Source organism: Pseudomonas sp. GW821-FHT09C08, from assembly GCF_059418125.1.
Map to the genome: position 1 here is coordinate 224,796 of NZ_JBWKPG010000006.1, position 21,226 is coordinate 246,021.

The window sequence follows — 21,226 nt, forward strand, 5'->3', positions numbered from 1 at the left end:
TTTCCAGAAAATACAGTTATTGGTCGTACACAAATCCCATGTGGGAGGGGGCTTGCCGCCGACAGCGGTGGGTCAGTGAAGGCTGTTTCGACTGATACACCGCGATCGGGGGCAAGCCCCCTCCCACATGGGATCTCCAGTGCTTGCAGGATTGTGCAAGGATATACGCCCTCTGCCGACTATGGGTCGCACCTTACATTTCTTCACAGACCACCTACACAGCTTCACAGCACCACGGCGCAGGTGACCTTAGGATGCGCCAGTCAATATTGGGATAAGAGCATGTCAAAGAATCTGTTTGCGCCGTTTTGCCTGCTGGCCCTGACGCTGGCACTGAGTGCCTGCGACAAGTCGGCCACGCAAGCGCCGGAAATGCCGCTGGCCAAAGTCCGCATTGAAACCCTGCAGGCCAAGCCCCTGTCCATCAGCAGCGAGCTGAGCGGGCGCATCGCCGCGCCGCGCATCGCCGAAGTGCGCGCGCGGGTAGCCGGTGTGGTGATGCAGCGGGTGTTCAAGGAAGGTCACGACGTCAAGCAGGGCGACGTGCTGTTTCGCATTGACCCGGCGCCGTTCAAGGCTGACCTCGACAGCGCCCAGGCCAACCTGAGCAAGGCCGAGGCCAATGCGTTCCAGGCGCGCCTGCAGGAGCAGCGCTACAGCCAGCTGGTCGAAGGCAACGCAATCAGCGGCCAGGACTACGACAACGCCCGCGCCGCCGTGCGCCAGACCAACGCCGAAGTCGCCGCCAACAAGGCGGCCGTCGAGCGCGCCAAGCTGAACCTGGGCTACGCCACCGTGACGGCGCCGATTTCCGGGCGCATCGGCCGGGCGCTGGTCACCGAAGGCGCACTGGTCGGCCAGAACGAGGCCACGCCCCTGGCGATCATCCAGCAACTGGACCCGATCCACGCCGACCTGACCCAATCCACCCGCGAACTGAACGACCTGCGCCGCGCCTTCCGCGCCGGCAGCCTGAAGCAGGTCGGCCAGGACCAGGCCAAGGCCACGCTGATCCAGGACGATGGCAGCCTCTACCCACTGCCGGGCAAATTGCTGTTCGCCGAAATCAGCGTCGACCCCGGCACCGGGCAGATCATCCTGCGCAGCGAATTCCCCAACCCGGACCTCGATTTGCTCCCTGGCAGCTTTGTGCGTGTGCGCCTGGAGCAGGCCGTCGATAAACAAGGCATCAGCGTGCCGCAACGCGCCATCGTCCGCGACAGCGCCGGTATCCCCATGGTGCTGCTGCTGGACGCCGAGCAAACCGTGAGCCAGCAACCGGTGGAACTGGGTGCGGTGGTCGAGGACCGCTGGATCGTCAGCAGCGGCCTCAAGCCCGGTGACCGCATCGTCGTCGAGGGCCTGCAACACGCGCGCCCCGGTGAAAAAGTCCAGGTGGATGACAGCCCCGTGCCGCTCGCCCAGGCACCCGGCCAATAAGGATTATTGAGAATGCCGCAGTTCTTTATTGATCGCCCGATCTTCGCCTGGGTGGTCGCCCTGTTTATCCTGCTCGCCGGCTTGCTGGCGATCCCGCAGTTGCCGGTGGCGCAGTACCCCAACGTCGCGCCGCCCAAAGTCGAGATCTACGCGGTGTATCCCGGCGCCTCGGCCCAGACCCTGGACGAAAGCGTGGTCAGCCTGATCGAGCAGGAGCTCAATGGCGCCGACCACCTGTTGTATTTCGAATCCCAGAGCAGCCTCGGTTCGGCCACCATCACCGCGACGTTCCAGCCGGGCACCGATCCGGAAATGGCCCAGGTGGATGTGCAAAACCGTCTCAAGGCGGTCGAGCCGCGCCTGCCGCAAGCGGTGACGCAGCAGGGTTTGCAGGTGGAGAAAGTGTCCGCCGGTTTCCTGCTGCTGGTGACCCTCACCTCCAGCGACGGCAAGCTCGATGACGTAGCGCTCAGCGATTACCTTGCGCGCAACGTGATGAACGAGCTCAAGCGCCTCGACGGGGTCGGCAAGGCGCAGTTGTATGGCGCCGAGCGCGCCATGCGCATCTGGATCGACCCGCAGAAGCTGATCGGCTTCAACCTGACCCCGGCGGACGTGAATGCCGCGATCAGCGCGCAGAACGCCCAGGTTTCCGCCGGCAGCATCGGCGACTTGCCGGGCACCAGGACCCAGGAAATCACCGCCGCGATCCTGGTCAAGGGCCAGCTGTCGACGCCGGCGGAATTCGCCGACATCGTGCTCAAGGCCAACCCGGACGGCTCCACCGTGCGCATCGGCGATGTGGCGCGGGTGGAAATCGGCAGCCAGGAGTACCAGTTTTCCACCCGTCTGAACGGCAAGCCGTCCACCGCCGTCAGCGTGCAACTGGCGCCGGGCGCCAACGCGTTGAACACGGCGACCCTGGTGCGGGCGAAGATGGACGAGCTGTCGCGCTACTTCCCGGCCAATGTCGAATACAAGATTCCGTACGACACCTCGCCGTTCGTCAAGGTCTCGATCACCAAGGTGGTCTACACGCTGCTCGAAGCCATGGCGCTGGTGTTTGCGGTGATGTTCCTGTTCCTGCAGAACGTGCGCTATACGCTGATCCCGACGCTGGTGGTGCCGATCGCGCTGATGGGCACCTTCGCGACCATGCTGCTGCTGGGGTTCTCGATCAACGTGCTGACCATGTTCGGCATGGTGCTGGCCATCGGTATCCTGGTGGATGACGCCATTGTGGTGGTGGAGAACGTCGAGCGGATCATGGTCACCGAGGGCCTGTCGCCCAAGGAGGCGACGAAGAAAGCCATGGGCCAGATCACGGGCGCTATCGTCGGGATTACCCTGGTGCTGGTGGCGGTGTTCCTGCCGATGGCGTTCATGGCCGGTTCGGTGGGGGTGATCTACCAGCAGTTCTCGCTGTCGATGGCCACCTCGATCCTGTTCTCGGCGTTCCTGGCCCTGACCTTGACCCCGGCGCTGTGCGCCACCCTGCTCAAGCCGATCGCCAAGGGCGAGCACCATGCCAAGGGGGGGTTCTTCGGCTGGTTCAATAAACGTTTCGAGCAACTCACCGATCGCTACGAAGGCTGGGTGGCTTATGCGCTCAAGCGCAGCGGCCGCTACCTGCTGGTCTACCTGGTGTTGCTGGTGGGCCTGGGGCTGATGTTCAGCCGCCTGCCCTCCTCGTTCCTGCCCGTCGAAGACCAGGGCTACACCATCACCGATATCCAGCTGCCGCCGGGTGCGAGCAAGAACCGCACGGTGCAGGTCGCCGAGCAGATTGAAGCGCACAACGCCAGCGAGCCAGGGGTGGGCGATACCACCATGATCATGGGCTTCAGCTTCTCCGGCTCGGGGCAGAACGCGGCGCTGGCGTTTACCACGCTCAAGGACTGGTCGCAGCGTGGCAGCGATGACTCCGCCGCCTCGATTGCCGACCGCGCCAACGCGACGTTCAGCGAGCTCAAGGATGCGATCGCCTATGCGATCCTGCCGCCGCCGGTGGATGGGCTGGGCACCTCCAGCGGATTCGAATTCCGTCTGCAGGACCGTGGGGGCGTCGGCCACGCCGCATTGATGCAGGCCCGTACCGAACTGCTGGCGGCCGCGGAAAAAAGCCCGATCCTCGCCAACGTGCGCGAAAGCGCCCTGGCCGAGGCGCCGCAGGTGCAGCTGGAAGTCGACCGCAAGCAGGCCAATGCGCTGGGCGTGTCGTTTGCCGATGTCGGCAACGTGCTGTCCTCGGCCATCGGCTCGGCGTATGTCAACGACTTCCCCAACCAGGGCCGCATGCAGCGGGTGGTGGTGCAGGCCGAAGGTGACCAGCGCAGCCAGGTCGCCGACTTGATGAAGATCCACGTGCGCAACAACGCTGGAAAGATGGTGCCGCTGTCGGCGTTTGTCGAAGCCAAGTGGACCCAGGGCCCGGCGCAGCTGACCCGCTACAACGGTTATCCGGCGATTGCCATCAGTGGTGAAGCCGCGCCGGGCCACAGCACCGGCGAAGCGATGGAAGAAATCCAGCGCCTGGTCAGCCAGTTGCCGGCGGGCCTTGGCCAGGAATGGATCGGGTTGTCGTTGCAGGAACGCTTGTCCGGCTCGCAGGCACCCTTGCTGTTGGGGTTGTCGCTGCTGATCGTGTTCCTGTGCCTGGCGGCGCTGTATGAAAGCTGGTCGATCCCCACTTCCGTGCTGCTGGTAGTGCCGTTGGGCGTCCTCGGCGCAGTGCTGGCCGTGACCTTGCGTGGCATGCCCAACGATGTGTTCTTCAAGGTCGGCTTGATCACCATCATCGGGCTGTCGGCGAAGAACGCGATCCTGATCATCGAATTTGCCAAGGACCTGTATGACCAGGGCGAAGACCTGATCGATGCGACCCTCAAGGCCGCGCGGCTGAGGTTGCGACCGATCATCATGACCTCGCTGGCGTTCATCCTCGGCGTGGTGCCGCTGGCGATTGCCACCGGTGCCAGCTCGGCGAGCCAGCAGGCGATTGGTACCGGGGTGATCGGCGGGATGATTACCGCGACGTTGGCGGTGGTGTTTGTGCCGGTGTTTTTTGTGGTGGTGATGAAGCTGGTGCGCAAGAAGGGCTGATGCGGGCGGTGCTTCTTGTGAGGAATGCTGAGATTTTTTTGGCTGGTGGGCTTGTTGTGGCCAGTGAGCTTGTTGTGGTGAGCGGGCTTGATGTGGTGAGCGGGCTTGCCCCGCGTTGGGCTGCGAAGCAGCCCCAATAGTCTCACCGCGGTTTTCCAGATATTCCGGGGTGGATGGTTTTGGGGCTGCTTCGCAGCCCAACGCGGGGCAAGCCCGCTCGCCACATGAAGCCTGCTCACCACATTAAGCCATCTTTAACACATGAAGCCATGCTCACCACATGACACCCGTTCACCACATGAAGCCATCTTTACCCCATGGAGCCATGCTCACCCCATGGCACCAGCTCACCATATGAAGCCAGTCCACCTCCTGGAGCCATCTTCACCTTATGAAGTCATGCTCACCCCATGAAGCCATCTTCACCCCATGAACCCATGCTCCCCCCATACCCCCTCGCTCTCCACAAGCTCACCATTGGGCCAGCCGCTTCAGAATGCGCTAAGGTGCTCACAAATAGCCATGTGTGAGCTGCCATGCCGTTTCTAGCCCGTACCCACCCTCGCCTCTCTTCCGCCGCCGTGCTCGGCCTTGCCGTGGGCATCCTGGCGCCGGCGGATACTCTCGTGAGCAAGATCCTCATCGGCTGGAACGCCGGGGTCTGGACTTACCTGGTGCTGATGCTGTGGCTGACCATCCGCGCCAAGGCCCAGGATGTGAAACGCATCGCCGAGATCGAGGATGAAAACGCCGGGCTGGTGCTGTTCATGGTGTGCATCGCGGCCATCGCGAGTTTGGCCACCATCACGTTCGAGCTGGTCGGCAGCAAGGACCTGGCCACGTCCGAGCGCCTGCTGCACTACGGCTTTACCGGGCTGACGGTGATCGGTTCGTGGCTACTGATCGGGGTGATTTTCAGCGTGCATTACGCCCGCCTCTATTACACCTGGGAGGGCAAGGAGCCGGCGCTGCGTTTTGCCGAAGGCTTGCTGACCCCCAACTATTGGGACTTCCTGTATTTTTCCTTCACCATCGGCGTGGCGGTGCAAACCTCCGACGTCGGCGTTGCCACCCGGGGCATGCGCAAGGTGGTGCTGGGCCAGTCGTTGATCGGATTCCTGTTCAACACCGCGATCCTGGGTTTCTCGATCAATATCGCCGCCGGACTGTTCGGCTAGGCTGCACAAACCTTCTAGACGCCCTGGAGCCGCTGGGCGCTAATACCCTTACACATTCCGTTCCGGTGTCTTATGGCCGCACGCAATTGGATCGACCTGTCCCAGGACGCCGACACCGGCATCGAGACCCTGCGCGCGCATTTCGAGGGGCATGCCTACGACCCCCATTGGCACGACAGCTACCTGGTCGGCGTGACTGAACAAGGCGTGCAGCAATTCAACTGCCGTCGCACCCGTCACAACAGCGTGCCCGGCCAGGTGTTCCTGGTCGAGCCCGGCGAGTTGCATGACGGCGATGCGCCCACGCCGGACGGCTTTACCTACCACATGCTCTACCTCGACCCGCAGTGGCTGGCGCGAGAAGTGAGTGCGGTGTTCGAAGAGGCGCCGCTCGACAGCCAACTGGGGTTCGCCCACACCTTGACCAGCGACCCGCGCCTGGCCATTGCCACCAGCCAGGCCTTCCAGACCCTGCACAGTGGCGAGTTGCGCATTGTGCGGCAACGGGCCATGGACCAGTTGCTCGAGCGCCTCACGGCCCAACTGCACTGGCGTAGCCGTTACCGCGAGGATCCACGCCTGCCGCGGGTGGCCCACAAGGCGCGGGAATACCTGCACGCCCACCTGCATCACGACGTCGGCATGGATGAACTGGCGCTGGCCTGCGGCGTCGACCGCTTCCGCCTGACCCGCGCGTTCAAGAGCGCCTTCGGCCTGCCGCCGCATGCCTATCTGGTGCAACTGCGCCTGGCGCGCGCCCGGCACTGGCTGGCCAAGGGCGAGCAACCGGCCGATGTGGCAATCGCCCTGGGCTTTGCCGACCAGAGCCACCTCGGTCGCTGGTTCGTGCGCGCCTACGGCCTGACGCCCGCCGCGTACCGCAAGCGCTGCTCAAATCTTCCAGACAGGTAACGTGCGCGCTGGCGAAGATCGACTCCATCGATTGGTTTACCGGAGTCACCCACCATGTTGCCCACGTTGCTGCCGTTCATGCTGTTCGCCTTCGTCGCCTCCATCACCCCCGGCCCCACCAATATCCTGGTGCTAAGCAACAGCGCGCGGTATGGCTTCAAGGCCGCCTTGCCGATCATCCTCGGGGCGTGCGCCGGCGCGGCGGGGATTGTGCTGCTGGTGGGGGCCGGCGTGGGCCAGTCGCTGGTGCAACTGCCCAGGGTACAAAGCGCGATGCAGTGGGCTGGTGTGGCGTGGCTAAGCTATCTGGCCTGGCAGATTTTCCGCGCACCGACAACCGCGATCGACCCGCAATCGGCGCAAACACGCCTGGGCTTGACGGGCGCCGCCAGCCTGCAATTGATCAACCCCAAGACCTGGATGATGGCATTGGCGGTGGTCAGTGTGTTCGCCGGCACTGGCGCAGACCGCCAGCACCAGGTGCTGATCCTGTCGCTGGTGTTTTTCCTGATTTCCCTGCCCTGTCTCGGCGCCTGGGCGATGCTGGGCGCAGGCTCCAGCCGGGTCTTGCGCTCGGCGCAGGCCATGCGCCGTTTCAACCAGTGCATGGCCTTGCTCCTGCTGGGTTCGACCTGGCTCGGCGTACTGATCTGAAGGCACAAAAAAGGGGAAGCCCTAGCTTCCCCTGTTCAAGTGTGTGTGCGCCTTAGAAATCGTAACGCACACCGAAGTTGACGCCCCAAGGCTGGTCGATCTTCTTGCCTTTGCTGGTTTCAATATCCGCATGCAGCTTGACGTTCTTGGACACCGACATGGCCAAGCCTGCCGCCAGCTCGATTCGCGAGCCCGACAGATCATTGTTGAAGCTCTGATCGTTGACGAACACCTTGTTGCTCTGGTCGAACTCATGGGCGAGCGCGGTGCGCAGGTACGGCTGCAACACACCGCCGCTGTCCAGCTGGATGTTCTTGCCGGTGGTCACGCCCACTTTGCCGACCACGGAGCTGGAGCGATCACCCTTGGCCTGCAGGCCGTTGGACAGCTCATAGCTCTGCGCCTGGGTGATGGTTGCCGACAACTGGCCGTAAGGCTCGATGAAGAAGTCGTTATCCAGTTTGATATGGCGACCCAATTCCGCCGAGGCCCCCACGGCATTTTGCGCGTAGCTGCCCTTGGCTTTCTTGCCGTCGCTCATGATCACGTTCACGTCGTTGTGCAAGCGGTTGAGCTTGGCGACACCGTCGAAATACAGACCGCTCTCATCGTCCAGCCACGTGGCGTAGGCACCCAGGTAGTAGCTCTTGACCTCGCCTTTACTGCCACGGGTGAGGTTCAGGTCCGAGCTGCTGTGACCGGCCATGACACCGGCCAGCCACTGACCATCACCGCTGGACAACGGCGCGTCGGCGCCAATCGTGAAGCCCTTCTGGGTTTGCGCATAACCGGCACCGTTTTTGTTGGCGGCCACCTCATATTTGTTGCCGTAGCTGCGCATCCACAGGCCATTGTCCTTGCCATCGCTGAAGCGCAATTCACCCATGCGGGTGCGCAGGATGGACGACTCGCCGTACAACACGGTTGGCGCACTGTTGAACAACGCCAGTACCGAGTGGGCGCTGGTGCTGGTACCGCGACGCTTCGGGTCGAGCTCCCAGTCGTTGCCGTCCTTTTGCAGACCATAGGCATAGGCGCCGATGTCCACGGTGTCGCCCACCAGGGAAAAGTGTGCGTCGCCGCCTTCGGTATGCACCACCTTGATCGGCTTGCCGCTGGCCAGTTCCGAACCGGTGGCGTCCAGCAACAGGCGGTGATTCCCCTCGGCCTTGCCTTCCACGTTGAGGAAGTCGGTCTGGTGGGTGGCAAAGTCGGTGTGCATGATGAACGTGCCGTTGCCTTCCAGGCTCTTGACGTCCAACTGGTAGAACTCATCCGGCCCACCAAAGTGCACGGCGCCGCCGCCCATCTTCAAGGCGTCGACATTGCTGTCGCCTACCAATACCCAATTGGAGGCATCGTTGACGCTCAACTCGGCGACGTTCTTCAACTGGCCGGTCAGCCAGGAGCCATTGTTGAGTTGAACTTTGGCGCTGCTGCCGTCTTCGACCACTACGTCGCCGAACAGCACGCTGTTGTCGACGTTCATATTGGCGGTGGAACCGCCGGTGACTTCCAGGATGTTACCGTTGCCACCGGTCAGCGTGGAGCCGTTGCGCACGAGAATATCCGCCTGGCCACCCCCAAGCTCGTCACCTTTAACCACCAACGCAGCCCCATTTCGGCCTTCGACACTCGAACCGTCCAATATCAGGCTGCTTGGATTCTCTACGTAGTATTCCTTCTCCAATATCACGCCATTTTGGCCGCCGACAATCCGGCTACCGATTGCAGTAGCATCCGCGCCCGCCAGCCAGACACCTATGCCGTCTTCCGCTGTTGCAGTCACGTCCGAGTTGATGAAGTTGAACTGGCTGTATGCCGAAGCGGAGGCGCCCACCGTCGTGCCCATGACGGTGCTGCCAAACACATTCACGGTCGAACCGTCAGTCGTCAGGAAGTTACGCCCCGCGCTGATACCGACGCCGCTGGCATTGTTAATCGTGCTGTTGTTGATATTCGCGTCGCTGCCAATTAACTGCACGGCAAACACCGCAGAGCTGCGGGCTTCGACCGTAGCGCCATTCAGGGTGATGGTGGACCCGCCGCTGGCTTGAATGTCTTGAGCCAGTGTGCCTTCATTCAAGGTCATACGTGAGCCGAAGACCTGCGACTGAAGCAGGGTTGCGCCATTGGAGATCAGATGAGAGTCGTCTCTGATAACCCAACTATCGAGGTATTGACCCGGCCCGATAGTGGCCTCCTCGCCGCCGATCAAATTCGTGGTCGCTTCGGCAAGCGAAGCACCCAGCAAAAGGAAACCAATGGCAGGCGTCTGGATTGCCATGGCCAGTGGATGTTTTTTGAAACGTGAGCTGATCGTCATTTTGCATGCATACCCGTAAAGAACCTTCCCATGGGGAACGAATCGACCGGCACCAAGCGAGGTAGGAGCAGGCCTTGAGGGGCCGCAGACTAAAGAAGGAGGGAGAATGAATATGTAGGATTTATCTGGTATGCGCGGATGGCGGCGGCTATCGGCCGCCAGTCGCCAAGGAGCGACTGACGGCGCGAACCCTTATTGAGTGCCGAGGATTACTTGACCCGTATACGTTGACGCCTGTTCAAGCTGTACACCCCTACGGCCACGGGGAGCCATCGCAATAAGTCGGCGTCGAACCGGAAAGATAGGTCCTGACCAAGGCATGAACTTCGCCAGAGTCGATAGGCGTGGTTCCCAGGATTGGCACGGAATACTTAATGCGTACTGAGCCAATGTCCGCAGTAAAATCGTAGATCGGCTTGATATAGGTCGTACCCGGCTGGATGCGCAATTTGAAACCTATCACCACCTCGCTGGGATTAAGCGGTGTATGCGCGAAACTATTCGAAGCCCCCGGGATGGGAATCAAACCTGCGTCATCGCTGTAAGCCTGCCACGATACCGGGACGACCATTCCTTCGGTAAACAGCGAGTGTGGCGGAACGTTGATCTCTACATAGCCACCGTTCACCGCCGCATTGGTCACTGCGCTGCAGGCGATAAATGTCACACCGCCGAATTCAACGGCTCCGGTTATAGTAGGTGGATTGAATGAGATGACGTTTGCAGTGACGGTGATAGGTTGCACCAGTGAAACGTTCCTATTGGTGGTGCCCGTCGTAACAATTTCATAATGCAACGGTATTCCTTCGCCATTGCTATGTTTGGCAATGAAGAGCCATGGCACTCTCAGACTATCAATTATGCCGGTGGGAGGAAGATCAGTGTTGTCGACCGCAACGCTATCGACTTTTTCACCCGCATAATACAAATTAATCGTGAACGGTCTGTCTGAAGGCAGAGGCGCCTCCGTCCATAACGTTATCTCGACAGGGGCATCCAAGGGTGCATCGCGAGGATCCAGTTCATTTGTCAAACCCGATCCAGGCCCCCTCAGTACAGGGGCAGGAAGATTCGAGTTATTCTCTTCAGGCTCATCGGGGTTCACGGGGCCGGCATTGGAGAGGTCCAGCTCAATGGTGACTTCGCGCACCGTCGGCAACCAGTAGAACACGCCTCCGCGCTCGACGCCGTAACTTACGGTCATTGCAATAGGCCCAAAACTGGTGCCGTACAATGTCTTGAGTACCGGGAAACTCACGAAAAAGTCTAACGGCAGCGGGCTTGAAAGCAGTGGAATAGGACCAACTTGTTGATTGTCATGCAGCGTAGTGAGCCTGACGTACAATTGGTCTCGCGCACGGTCCGCCACATAATCCGGAATGATGACGTGCATGCCCGAAACCGCAGCGACATCAATCAGGTTAATCAAACGATCGCCCGATCCCACTAACGAGAGTGCGTATCTGACGCCTGGCGAACGCAATACTGGGGCCGGCAGAATCGCGATACTCACAGGGAGTCCAAGCGAGGCCTTACTGACGTTACCCGCAGCGTCCCGCAACCGGTAATAAAGTGACGTGCTACCCTCCCACAACATGGCTTGTGCCAAGGTAAGCGTCACCTCCTCATCGGGAAACACCTCACCGAATGCAACGACAGCCCCATTGGGGCCATCCAGCAGCTCCCAGGTATCCCCCAGTTGCGCATCGTAAGCGTCGTAATTTGGAATCGGAAACTTTGCCTCATCTCCATTCGCGGCAAAGTACGCGGCATCCAGAGGTCCGGAATGTCCAACGGGCATGAACAAGGGACGCGGTGAAATACCGGCAGTATCGTACGGCGCTAAGCGATCAACGGTGAACTCCACAACCTCGGAGCCCGACTTGTTGACCCCCCCGGCTACAACCCTCGTCACTGCATAACTGAACTTGTGTTTCCCGTGCGTCAGCCGTGCCAACGGAACTGTAGCCGTCTTGGCGCCTGGCGTATCATGCACGTCAGAACCGATATACCCGGTTTGAAAATTCCCTGCATCATCAAGATGTTTATCCAAGGTGGACTGGTTGGCAGGGGAAGACGGAGGAAACCAGGCTGGAACATCAAGCACCAGATCAACGTCTACCGCTGCCCGACTCAATAATCCTGGAAACCTGACGTTATCCACATAGCCTCGGGGCACCGCTGCATCGTGCGTAATGGGCACAGGATCAGATTTTGCTTGTTCTAGCGTCGCGAAAGGTCCGAGTTCATTTTTCATGTCTAATTACTCACCAGAGTTAGAACACACCATCATCGAGAAATCGCCACGTTGAGGAGGCGAGCCTTTTAAGTGCGTGCGACACGACGAACACCTGATACCTTGAACACCCACGATAAGAACACCGTGACAACATTCGATATTTTTTGATCGCGAGCAGGCGTCAGCAACGAATCGCTTCGCTACTATCTAAACTTTTTGTCACGCGCTGTAGACGTTCGATTAAGTGACCAACCCACTAACTTACTTAACTTGCGAAGTTACCAAGTCCACCGATGTATCCCGCCATTGAACATCTGTCCCGTCACAAAAACCGGGATCACCGGGTTGGCAAAGTTTGCCGCTGCCCGGGAATACCCTGTCTATCCGTACCTTGCCAACCAATGACTCACCGATAAGAACCCCACCTCGGTACAGGTAATACCGCGCTGTGGCAGAGGCAAAATTGCGCATCGGTTCAATTTTGGTGTCCCAAGGCAGGACAACCATCAGCACACCATTGGTCAAATGCTCGAGCGTGAGGCTCTCCCGCCCCGTGAAATCTGTATCGGCAATCGGATCCGCCCAATTGTTGGCCCTGAACCCTTGCCAGAAAAACACGATTTCATCGCGTTCCCGCATGCGTGAATCGGCGGCTATAAGCCAACGCACGCCATGGCAGATGGCGGGCATCGACTCGCATGTCATGTAGGGGACCTGGCCATGCAAGGTATGACCAATTCGCGGCGCGTTGAACTCAATCAAAGGATCAACATGCACGTTGACCGGGGTATGAGGTGCGTGCTGTTCATTGACCCCATTGCTGGTGGTGTAGAACACCGGCAACGTCGCGTTATTGCCTTCAGCAACAATATCCGCACCCGCGACATCCGGCACAAACCTGACCAATTGGCCGGACACATCGCCTGTCTGCACCCTGTAGTGCGCGAGCGGCCCCCTCTCCCCCCAATAGAGTGCAAGCTCTTCTCCCGGTTGCGGGTCAACGTACAGACGTACCCATACACTGGCTCCCAATGTTCGGTCGCGCAGGTCCAACTCATTGGTCAACCCTGACCCATTGCCAATGACCTGCACCCGCGCAAGCGTCGGGTTAAGCAGGGCCGGGGCACCCGCATGGTCTTGGCCAGCGATAGTCCAGTCCACCCAGAAAAAGTCGGTCGGCGACGTGAAAGGTGGTCGACCAGGCCGATGTATCTCATACCGTACCGGCACCTCTTCGCGGACCAAAGGCCCGGGTATGCGCAAGATATTCCAGGGGATAGGAACCGGAAACGGAAAAACCGTGATTGGCAGTGCCGGAAGTACCGGCCGCCCGTCCCAAATCATCACAACACTGTCGCCGGGCATGAAACCGGTGTAGGCAGGCGCCGGTATCAGCGCGGTAATGCCTGCGCGGGCGTCATCTCGCTTGAGCAGCAGGTCGAGGTAGGCAGGTGGCCGAATCTCGGGCGGCAGCAAGTCGCTGGGCGAAGCGATCAAGTCGACAGTAAATTGTCTCTCCGCAGTCAGCCCGCTGAAGTTTCCGGAACGGTCATACGCACGGCCAAATAGGTAAGCAGTGCCATTGGACAACCTGCGGAAAAAATCGCGATGTACCGCGATGATCAAAGGCTCATCGGTAAAGCTGAGCGTTTTGATGACGACATGTATCAATGGCTCAGGCGGGTTTGAATTCGATAAATAGACGGAAATCCGGTCCCCCGCCGCTCGCGTCACGAAGGGAGGGAGTTCAATGTCTATGAATTCATTGGCCGCGAGTACCGCCTCGGTAATGCCGGACGCGACAATACTTGGGTCGACGAATTGCGCTTGGGCAGAAGGCGCTAAAAACCTCGGCGGGTTTCGATCCAGCCTCAAGGTCCTGGCTGGGGAAGGCACATCTGGACTACCAGGCTCTTTAACTCGATACGAGAGTTCGATCACCGCCTCAAAATCCAGCATGAAATGTATCGGTACTGCCAACTCAATAGGGTCATCCGCAGCCGCATAAGACGCCAAGGTGTACTCACATGAGTGCGCAACTGCGTCGACACCGCCCACGCGCCAAATCAACTCCACTGTATTGTTTCTGAGCGCCGAAGGGCCCGGCGCCCACTTCCTGATACGGCACACCAACGGCATCTCCCGGAATGGACTGACGATGAGTCCGTCCGGATCGGATTCGGGTACTCCGACGATTTCGACAAACGGGTCAAGCATCAACACGCCGTTGCGGCGCGTCAGCCTGGTGGGGGTATCTTTTCCAGAGGTGGTCATGGCGCACGCTCACTGTCAAAAGCTCAGTCGTTGACCATGATTAAGCGCCGACGGCACACCCTCGGCTACTGTCAGATTTAACAGGTATGCCTGCCATTCGTCGCTTTCCCAAGGCTGGCTGGCGCCAGCGTCTGCCCAAACCTCTTGACTAGACCGTTCACTTGGTGTTTTCTGAAACCGGTTTCAGCGCCAAGCCCAATCCAATAATAAAGGCCCTACCGTGACTTCATTTTCCGCCGCCCAGCGCAGCCGTGTGACCATGCTTGACGTGGCCGAGCGCGCGGGTGTGTCCAAGGCCAGCGTGTCGCGTTTTATCGGCGATGACCGCGCCTTGCTCTCCGATGCCATCGCCCTGCGCATCGAAAAAGCCATCGACGAACTCGGCTACCGCCCCAACCAGATGGCGCGTGGCTTGAAGCGTGGCCGCACGCGCCTGATCGGCATGCTGGTGGCCGATATCCGCAACCCCTATTCCATTGCCGTGATGCACGGTGTCGAAACCGCCTGTCGCCAGCACGGCTACAGCCTGGTGGTGTGCAACACCGACCGCGATGACGCCCAGGAGCGCCAGCACCTGGCAGCACTGCGCGCCTACAACATCGAAGGGCTGATCGTGAACACCCTCGGCCATCACCTCGACCAACTGCTGGAACTGCAACGCGAAATGCCCCTGGTGCTGGTGGACCGCAAGCTCGAGCCGCTGCACAGCGACCTGGTCGGCCTGGATAACCCGGCGGCGGTGCGCATGGCAGTGGAGCACCTGGAACAGCAGGGTTACCGCGATGTGTTGCTGGTGAGCGAAGCCACCGATGGCACCAGTTCACGCCTGGAACGCCTGGACAGCTTCAAGGCCGAAATCGCCCAGCGTCCGGCATTGACCGGCGCCATCGTGGAACTGGATGACCAGTTGCAACAGCGCCTGCAGCGCTTTCTCGCCAACCCCGGCCGCAAGGCTTTGTTCTGCGCCAACGGCATCGCCGCACTGGCCTGCACCCGCGCCCTCAAGGCATTGGGCTGCGAGCTGTTTGCCGACGTCGGCTTGATCGCCCTCGATGACCTGGACTGGTACCCGCTGGTAGGCACCGGCATTACCGCCCTCGCCCAACCGACCGAGGCGATCGGCGCCAGCGCCTTCGACTGTCTGCTCAAGCGCCTGCGCGGTGACACCGAGCCGACTCGCACCCTGGATTTCTTGCCCCAACTGATTGTCCGAGGCTCCACAACCCGCACGTAGGAGCCGGCTTGCCGCCTCCTGCAGCGTTGATTTGCGTATAAAAATGAAACCGGTTTCAGAGGTAGACAACAATGCATAAATACCCCGTCTCCATCAGCCTTTCCAGCTACGGCGCCGACCTGGTCCGCCAGCAGGGCCAGTTGAGTTTTGTCCAATTGCTGGCCTCCGCGGGTGCCCAGCGCATCGAATGGCGTGAAGAACTGCTGACCCACGAACAACCCGCGCAACTGGCCGAAGCCGCTGCTGCGCAGGGCCTGGAGTGCGTGTTTTCATCGCCGCTGGAACTGTGGGTCGCCGGCCGTGCGCAGCCGAATGCCGAATTGAGCGCGACGCTGGACCGCGCCCAGGCCTTCGGGGCGCGCTGGCTGAAAGTCTCGCTGGGTTATTTCACCGACACCAACGACCTGGAAAGCCTGCACGCCCTGCTCAACCGTCACTCGGTCAAGCTGTTGGTGGAAAACGACCAGACCCTGTACGGCGGGCGCATCGAGCCGATGCAGCGGTTTTTCACCGAGGTCGAACGCCAAGGCTTGCCGGTGAAGATGACCTTCGACATCGGCAACTGGCAGTGGCAGGACCAATCCGCACTGACCGCCGCGCGCCTGTTGGGCCGGCACGTCGACTACCTGCACTGCAAGGCCGTGGCGCGCCGCGCAGACGGCAAGCTGGTGGCGCTGCCGCCTGGCGCCACCGACCTGCATCTGTGGGAACAACTGCTCAAGCACATGACTCAAGGTATTACCCGGGCCGTGGAATTCCCGCTGCAGGGCGATGACCTGGTCGCGGTCACCGCACAGCAGGTCGCCACCCTCGCCCACCTTGGCCAACCGCCTGCGGAGAATGCGCATGTCTGAGATCGATATCCTCTCGTTTGGTGAAACCATGGCGATGTTTGTCGCCGAGCAGACCGGCGACCTGGCCCAGGTCGCGCAGTTTCACAAACGTATCGCCGGGGCCGACAGCAATGTCGCCATCGGCCTGTCGCGCCTGGGTTTCAACGTGGCCTGGCTGAGCCGGGTGGGCAATGATTCCCTCGGGCGCTTTGTGGTCGACACGCTCAAAAATGAAGGCCTGGATTGCCGACATGTGGCGGTCGACCCGCTGCACCCGACCGGCTTTCAACTCAAGTCCCGCGAAGAAGCCGGTGCTGACCCGCAGGTGGAGTATTTCCGCAAGGGCTCGGCGGCCAGCCGCTTGTCCATCGCCGCCATCAGCCCGGCGCTGCTGCAGGCGCGTCACTTGCACGCCACCGGGATTCCGCCGGCGCTTTCTGACGCTACCCACGAGTTGTCCGTTGAACTGATGACCCAAATGCGCAAGGCCGGACGCAGCGTGTCGTTCGACCCGAACCTGCGCCCTTCGCTGTGGGCCAGCCAGGCGCAGATGATCAGCGCCATCAACGCGCTGGCGGCCCTGGCCGACTGGGTCCTGCCGGGCCTGGGCGAAGGCCGCTTGCTCACCGGTTATGACGACCCGGCCGATATCGCCGCGTTTTACCTCGACCAGGGCGCCGAAGCCGTGGCGATCAAGCTCGGCCCGGACGGCGCCTACTTCCGTACGCAGATGGACAAAGGCTTTATTGCCGCCGTGCCGGTCGAAAAGGTCGTCGACACCGTGGGTGCCGGCGATGGCTTTGCCGTGGGCATGATCAGTGCCCTGCTGGAAAACCTCAGCTTTCCCGAGGCGGTCCAGCGCGGCAACTGGATCGGCAGCCGCGCCGTGCAGAGTCGCGGCGACATGGAAGGTTTACCCAAGCGCGAAGAATTGCCCAACCGACCCGTTGCCTGACCCATCACCTGTTGCCACAACTACAACAAGCTCAGGAGCAACCCCATGGAAACCGTGAAACTCGCCACCCGCCGTTGGTGGTACATCATGCCCATCGTTTTTATCACCTACAGCCTGGCGTACCTGGACCGCGCCAACTACGGCTTCGCCGCCGCCTCCGGGATGGCCGAAGACCTGATGATCACCCCCGGCATGTCATCGCTGCTGGGTGCATTGTTTTTCCTTGGCTACTTTTTCTTCCAGGTGCCGGGGGCGATCTACGCGCAAAAGCGCAGCGTTAAAAAACTGATCTTCGTCAGCCTGATCCTCTGGGGCGGGCTGGCCACGCTGACAGGCGTGGTGTCCAACGCCTACATGCTGATCGTCATTCGCTTCATGCTTGGCGTGGTCGAGGCCGCCGTGATGCCGGCGATGCTGGTGTACCTGTGCCACTGGTTTACACGTGCCGAACGCTCGCGCGCCAACACCTTCCTGATCCTCGGCAACCCGGTGACCATGCTGTGGATGTCGGTGGTCTCGGGGTATCTGGTGCAGCATTTCAGCTGGCGCTGGATGTTCATCATCGAAGGCCTGCCGGCGGTGCTCTGGGCGTTTATCTGGTGGAAGCTGGCGGATGAAAAACCCGCCGACGCCAAGTGGCTGAGCGAGCAGCATAAAAAAGACCTGGAAAGCGCGTTGGCCGCCGAGCAGGTCGGGATCAAGGCGGTGAAGAACTACGCCGAAGCGTTCCGCTCGCCGAAAGTCATCATCCTCGCGCTGCAGTTCTTCTGCTGGAGCATCGGCGTGTACGGCTTCGTGTTGTGGCTGCCGTCGATCCTCAAGAAAGGCTTGCAGATGGACATGGTCGAGGCCGGCTGGCTGTCGGCCCTGCCTTACCTGGCGGCGGTGATTGCCATGCTGGCGGTGTCCTGGGGCTCGGACAAACTGCAAAAGCGCAAACGCTTCGTCTGGCCGCCGCTGCTGATTGCCTCCATCGCGTTCTACGCGTCCTACGTGCTCGGCGCCGAACACTTCTGGTGGTCCTACACCCTGCTGGTGATTGCCGGCGCCTGCATGTACGCGCCCTACGGCCCGTTTTTCGCGATTGTGCCGGAAATCCTCCCGGCCAACGTCGCCGGGGGCGCCATGGCGCTGATCAACAGCATGGGCGCCCTGGGCTCGTTCGGTGGCTCGTACCTGGTGGGTTACCTCAATAGCAGCACCGGCTCGCCCGGCGCTTCGTACCTGCTGATGAGCGGCGCGTTGCTGCTGTCAGTGGTGCTGACGATTTTCCTCAAGCCCGGCGCCAGCGACCGTGAACGTGCGCCGTTGCCCACTCTTGAATTGAAGGCTAAAACCTCATGAAAAAATCTGTCGTGCTGTACAAGAAACTCTCCGCCCCCTTGATGGCGCGCTTGCATGAGCAGGCCGACGTCACCCTGATCGAAGCGCTGGACCAGACCGGCCTGGCCAAGCTGCGCGACGCCCTGCCCGGCGCCCATGGATTGCTCGGCGCCAGCCTGCGCCTGGATGCGCAATTGCTCGACCTGGCGCCGCAATTGGAGGCGGTGGCCAGTGTGTCGGTGGGCGTCGACAACTACGACATCGACTACCTGACCCAACGCGGCATCCTGCTCAGCAATACCCCGGACGTGCTCACTGAAACCACCGCCGACACTGGCTTCGCGCTGATCCTGGCCACCGCCCGGCGCGTGGTCGAATTGGCCGACATGGTGCGAGCCGGCCAGTGGAACAAGAATATCGGCCCGGCACACTTCGGCACTGACGTACACGGCAAGACCCTCGGCATCATCGGCATGGGCCGCATTGGCGAGGCCTTGGCCCAGCGCGGGCATTTCGGCTTCGGCATGCCGGTGATCTACCACAGCCACGCGCCCAAGCCCGCCGTGGAAAAGCGCTTTGGCGCGCAGTACCGCAGCCTGGATGAGTTGCTGCAACAGGCCGACTTTGTCTGCCTGACCCTGCCGCTCACGGCCGAAACCGAGAAACTCATCGGCGCCGAGCAGTTCGCGCGGATGGGCCCGGAGACGATCTTCATCAATATTTCGCGAGGCAAGGTGGTAGACGAAGCGGCGCTGGTCGAGGCGTTGGAGAAACGCACGATTCGCGCGGCGGGACTGGACGTGTTCGAGCGCGAGCCGCTGGATCACGACTCGCCGTTGCTGCGCCTGAACAATGTAGTGGCCACGCCGCATATCGGCTCGGCCACCCATGAAACCCGCGAAGCGATGGCCCAGTGCGCGGTGGACAATCTGCTCGCGGCGTTGGCCGGTGAACGGCCGAAGAACCTGGTCAACCCCACGGCCTGGAAGCAATGACCCCGGCACAAATGGCCTGAATAATCGGCTCCCGCCCACCCCCTGCAGGAGCCGGCTTGCCGGCGCCTACCAGGGTTGGCCGTACGTCCAATCAGATTACAAACCTGGCAACCATCCCGTTCAAATCCACCGCCAGGCGCGACAATTCGTGGCTGGCCGCGCTGGTCTGGTTGGCACCCGCCGCCGACTGCGTGGCCAGGTCGCGGATGTTCACCAGGTTGCGGTCCACTTCACGCGAGACCTGGGCCTGTTCTTCCGATGCGCTGGCGATCACCAGGTTGCGTTCGTTGATCAGGCTGATGGACTGGGTGATCTGCTCCAGGGCCACGCCAGCGGCGCGCGCCATTTCCAGGGTGTTCTGGGTGCGTTGGTTGCTCTGCTGCATCGACTGTACGGCTTCACCGGTACCGTTCTGGATGCCGGCGACCATCTTCTCGATTTCCTGGGTCGACTGCGCCGTGCGATGGGCCAGGGCCCGTACTTCGTCCGCCACCACTGCAAAGCCGCGCCCCGCCTCACCGGCACGCGCCGCTTCAATCGCGGCGTTGAGCGCCAGCAGGTTGGTCTGCTCGGCAATCGCGCGGATCACGTCCAGCACCTTGCCGATATCCCGGCCCTGGGAGGCCAGGCCTTCGATCAGCACTGCCGTGTTTTGCACATCCTGGGTCATGGTCTGGATCGCGCCGACGGTTTCCACTACACGGTCGCGCCCTTCCCGCGCGGCCTGGTTGGACTGGCCGGAAGCTTCGGAGGTGGACACCGCGTTGCGTGCGACTTCTTCCACGGCGGCGGTCATTTCGTTGACGGCCGTGGCGGCCTGGTCGATCTCATTGTTCTGTTGCTGCAGGCCACGCGAAGCTTCCTCGGTGACTGCGCTCAGCTCTTCCGCTGCCGAGGCCAGTTGCGTGGCCGAGCCGGCGATGTGCTGGATAGTCTGGCGCAGGTTGGCTTGCATGCTTGCCAACGCGCTGATCAAGCGGGCGGGTTCATCCTTGCCGTCATCCGCGATCACTTTGCTCAAATTGCCGCCGGCGATGGTTTCCGCCACTTCCACGGCCTTGCGCAACGGGGTGACGATGCTGCGGGTCAGCAGCCAGGCCAACAGCACGGTCATCAGCGCAGCGACCACCGACACAATGATGATGCCGCTGACGGCCTGCTGGTAACTGTCATCGGCTTCGCGGCCAGCCTGATCGGCATCGGCACCGTTGATCGCAATCAGCTTGTTCAACTGCTCGCCCATCAGGTCGGTACCGTCCTTGATCCGCGTGTTGATCAGCGTGCGCATCTCATCGACTTTGTTTTGCTGGGACAGCGACATCATTTCAGCCTGTGCGGCGAAATAACTGTCGAGCGTCGCCGCGAAGGTCTTGTACAAGGCCGCTTCTTCAGGGCCGGCCGGCATCACGGCGTAGGCCGCCTGGGCCTGCTTGACCTTGTCCATCAGCACCGCCACGCGGGTCTTGGCCTCGTCCAGGGCCGCCGGCTCGCGATTGATCAGGATGCGAAAGGACAGGATGCGCAGGCGCAGGACGTTTTCGGTCATGGTGCCGAGAAACTTCACGCTGGGTAACTGATTGGTCCCCATGTCCAGCGACGACTGGCGAATCGTGGTCATGCGGTTGACCGCAAACACACCCAGGATGATGACAAGCAACGCAATGAACGCAAAACCGAGGAAAGCGCGGGGAGCAATGTTCAGATTACGGAGGGACATAGGGGTGCTCTCAAGAAGTAGTGTTGGCGAGCGTCCCTGCCGCG

Annotated in this window: 15 protein-coding genes; 11 read left to right on the top strand and 4 right to left on the bottom strand. The window is 61.1% G+C overall.

Annotated features, from left to right (window positions below; all coding sequences use genetic code 11):
- The first annotated feature begins 282 nt into the window (after window positions 1-282).
- The 5 genes from AC07OJ_RS21820 to AC07OJ_RS21840 all read left to right on the top strand — a co-directional run bounded on the left by AC07OJ_RS21820 (window position 283) and on the right by AC07OJ_RS21840 (window position 7,286).
- Window positions 283-1,440 (top strand): efflux RND transporter periplasmic adaptor subunit, encoded by a 1,158-nt coding sequence (locus AC07OJ_RS21820; protein ID WP_065906558.1) that lies wholly within the window; start codon window positions 283-285, stop codon window positions 1,438-1,440.
- A 12-nt stretch (window positions 1,441-1,452) separates the two neighbouring features.
- Window positions 1,453-4,542 (top strand): multidrug efflux RND transporter permease subunit, encoded by a 3,090-nt coding sequence (locus AC07OJ_RS21825; protein ID WP_495095175.1) that lies wholly within the window; start codon window positions 1,453-1,455, stop codon window positions 4,540-4,542.
- 536 nt (window positions 4,543-5,078) lie between these two features.
- Window positions 5,079-5,720, top strand: a complete 642-nt coding sequence (locus AC07OJ_RS21830) for a DUF1345 domain-containing protein (RefSeq protein ID WP_065906555.1) — start codon at window positions 5,079-5,081, stop codon at window positions 5,718-5,720.
- Window positions 5,721-5,792: 72 nt separating this feature from the next.
- On the top strand, window positions 5,793-6,632 hold the full coding sequence (locus tag AC07OJ_RS21835) for an AraC family transcriptional regulator (RefSeq protein WP_065906553.1): 840 nt from the start codon (window positions 5,793-5,795) through the stop codon (window positions 6,630-6,632).
- A gap of 54 nt (window positions 6,633-6,686) precedes the next feature.
- Window positions 6,687-7,286 (top strand): LysE family translocator, encoded by a 600-nt coding sequence (locus AC07OJ_RS21840; protein WP_065906551.1) that lies wholly within the window; start codon window positions 6,687-6,689, stop codon window positions 7,284-7,286.
- A 52-nt stretch (window positions 7,287-7,338) separates the two neighbouring features.
- Here AC07OJ_RS21840 and AC07OJ_RS21845 read toward each other — a convergent pair whose 3' ends face one another.
- On the bottom strand, window positions 7,339-9,378 hold the full coding sequence (locus AC07OJ_RS21845; protein WP_495095176.1) for an autotransporter outer membrane beta-barrel domain-containing protein: 2,040 nt from the start codon (window positions 9,376-9,378) through the stop codon (window positions 7,339-7,341).
- Between the two features lie 51 nt (window positions 9,379-9,429).
- On the opposite strand from AC07OJ_RS21845, the gene AC07OJ_RS21850 reads away from it, so the two are divergent.
- On the top strand, window positions 9,430-9,600 hold the full coding sequence (locus AC07OJ_RS21850; protein ID WP_495095177.1) for a hypothetical protein: 171 nt from the start codon (window positions 9,430-9,432) through the stop codon (window positions 9,598-9,600).
- 265 nt (window positions 9,601-9,865) lie between these two features.
- Here the strand turns inward: AC07OJ_RS21850 and AC07OJ_RS21855 are convergent, their stop codons facing one another.
- Both AC07OJ_RS21855 and AC07OJ_RS21860 read right to left on the bottom strand, forming a co-directional pair.
- A complete protein-coding gene (locus AC07OJ_RS21855; RefSeq protein ID WP_495095178.1) occupies window positions 9,866-11,869 on the bottom strand; it encodes a hypothetical protein in 2,004 nt (667 codons plus the stop codon).
- Between the two features lie 243 nt (window positions 11,870-12,112).
- Complete coding sequence (locus AC07OJ_RS21860; protein WP_495095179.1) at window positions 12,113-14,125, bottom strand: hypothetical protein; 2,013 nt, start codon at window positions 14,123-14,125, stop codon at window positions 12,113-12,115.
- Window positions 14,126-14,345: 220 nt separating this feature from the next.
- Here AC07OJ_RS21860 and AC07OJ_RS21865 point away from each other — a divergent pair, with 220 nt between their 5' ends.
- The 5 genes from AC07OJ_RS21865 (at window position 14,346) to AC07OJ_RS21885 (ending at window position 19,465) form a co-directional block, all read left to right on the top strand.
- The gene (locus tag AC07OJ_RS21865; protein WP_495095180.1) at window positions 14,346-15,359 is read left to right on the top strand and encodes a LacI family DNA-binding transcriptional regulator; all 1,014 of its coding nucleotides are present in this window, start codon (window positions 14,346-14,348) and stop codon (window positions 15,357-15,359) included.
- Between the two features lie 71 nt (window positions 15,360-15,430).
- Window positions 15,431-16,213: a sugar phosphate isomerase/epimerase family protein gene (locus AC07OJ_RS21870; protein ID WP_106804146.1), complete on the top strand. Its 783-nt coding sequence runs from the start codon at window positions 15,431-15,433 to the stop codon at window positions 16,211-16,213.
- A complete protein-coding gene (locus tag AC07OJ_RS21875; protein ID WP_495095181.1) occupies window positions 16,206-17,147 on the top strand; it encodes a sugar kinase in 942 nt (313 codons plus the stop codon). Before AC07OJ_RS21870 ends, AC07OJ_RS21875 begins: the two co-directional genes overlap by 8 nt.
- Before the next feature lie 45 nt (window positions 17,148-17,192).
- Window positions 17,193-18,491, top strand: a complete 1,299-nt coding sequence (locus AC07OJ_RS21880; protein ID WP_065906536.1) for an MFS transporter — start codon at window positions 17,193-17,195, stop codon at window positions 18,489-18,491.
- Window positions 18,488-19,465, top strand: coding sequence for an NAD(P)-dependent oxidoreductase (locus AC07OJ_RS21885; protein WP_495095182.1), 978 nt, complete (start codon window positions 18,488-18,490; stop codon window positions 19,463-19,465). The genes AC07OJ_RS21880 and AC07OJ_RS21885 overlap by 4 nt, the downstream gene beginning before the upstream one ends.
- 91 nt (window positions 19,466-19,556) lie before the next feature.
- On the opposite strand, the gene AC07OJ_RS21890 is transcribed toward AC07OJ_RS21885, so the two are convergent.
- Complete coding sequence (locus AC07OJ_RS21890; protein ID WP_495095183.1) at window positions 19,557-21,182, bottom strand: methyl-accepting chemotaxis protein; 1,626 nt, start codon at window positions 21,180-21,182, stop codon at window positions 19,557-19,559.
- Window positions 21,183-21,226: the final 44 nt, after the last annotated feature.

What these genes read in the sequence shown, in the direction of transcription:
- AC07OJ_RS21820 (WP_065906558.1), top strand. Translation starts at nt 283, where the DNA reads ATGTCAAAGAATCTGTTTGCGCCGTTTTGCCTGCTGGCCCTGACGCTG.
- AC07OJ_RS21825 (WP_495095175.1), top strand. Translation starts at nt 1,453, where the DNA reads ATGCCGCAGTTCTTTATTGATCGCCCGATCTTCGCCTGGGTGGTCGCC.
- AC07OJ_RS21830 (WP_065906555.1), top strand. Translation starts at nt 5,079, where the DNA reads ATGCCGTTTCTAGCCCGTACCCACCCTCGCCTCTCTTCCGCCGCCGTG.
- AC07OJ_RS21835 (WP_065906553.1), top strand. Translation starts at nt 5,793, where the DNA reads ATGGCCGCACGCAATTGGATCGACCTGTCCCAGGACGCCGACACCGGC.
- AC07OJ_RS21840 (WP_065906551.1), top strand. Translation starts at nt 6,687, where the DNA reads ATGTTGCCCACGTTGCTGCCGTTCATGCTGTTCGCCTTCGTCGCCTCC.
- AC07OJ_RS21845 (WP_495095176.1), bottom strand. Translation starts at nt 9,378, where the DNA reads ATGACCTTGAATGAAGGCACACTGGCTCAAGACATTCAAGCCAGCGGC.
- AC07OJ_RS21850 (WP_495095177.1), top strand. Translation starts at nt 9,430, where the DNA reads ATGAGAGTCGTCTCTGATAACCCAACTATCGAGGTATTGACCCGGCCC.
- AC07OJ_RS21855 (WP_495095178.1), bottom strand. Translation starts at nt 11,869, where the DNA reads ATGAAAAATGAACTCGGACCTTTCGCGACGCTAGAACAAGCAAAATCT.
- AC07OJ_RS21860 (WP_495095179.1), bottom strand. Translation starts at nt 14,125, where the DNA reads ATGACCACCTCTGGAAAAGATACCCCCACCAGGCTGACGCGCCGCAAC.
- AC07OJ_RS21870 (WP_106804146.1), top strand. Translation starts at nt 15,431, where the DNA reads ATGCATAAATACCCCGTCTCCATCAGCCTTTCCAGCTACGGCGCCGAC.
- AC07OJ_RS21875 (WP_495095181.1), top strand. Translation starts at nt 16,206, where the DNA reads ATGTCTGAGATCGATATCCTCTCGTTTGGTGAAACCATGGCGATGTTT.
- AC07OJ_RS21880 (WP_065906536.1), top strand. Translation starts at nt 17,193, where the DNA reads ATGGAAACCGTGAAACTCGCCACCCGCCGTTGGTGGTACATCATGCCC.
- AC07OJ_RS21885 (WP_495095182.1), top strand. Translation starts at nt 18,488, where the DNA reads ATGAAAAAATCTGTCGTGCTGTACAAGAAACTCTCCGCCCCCTTGATG.
- AC07OJ_RS21890 (WP_495095183.1), bottom strand. Translation starts at nt 21,182, where the DNA reads ATGTCCCTCCGTAATCTGAACATTGCTCCCCGCGCTTTCCTCGGTTTT.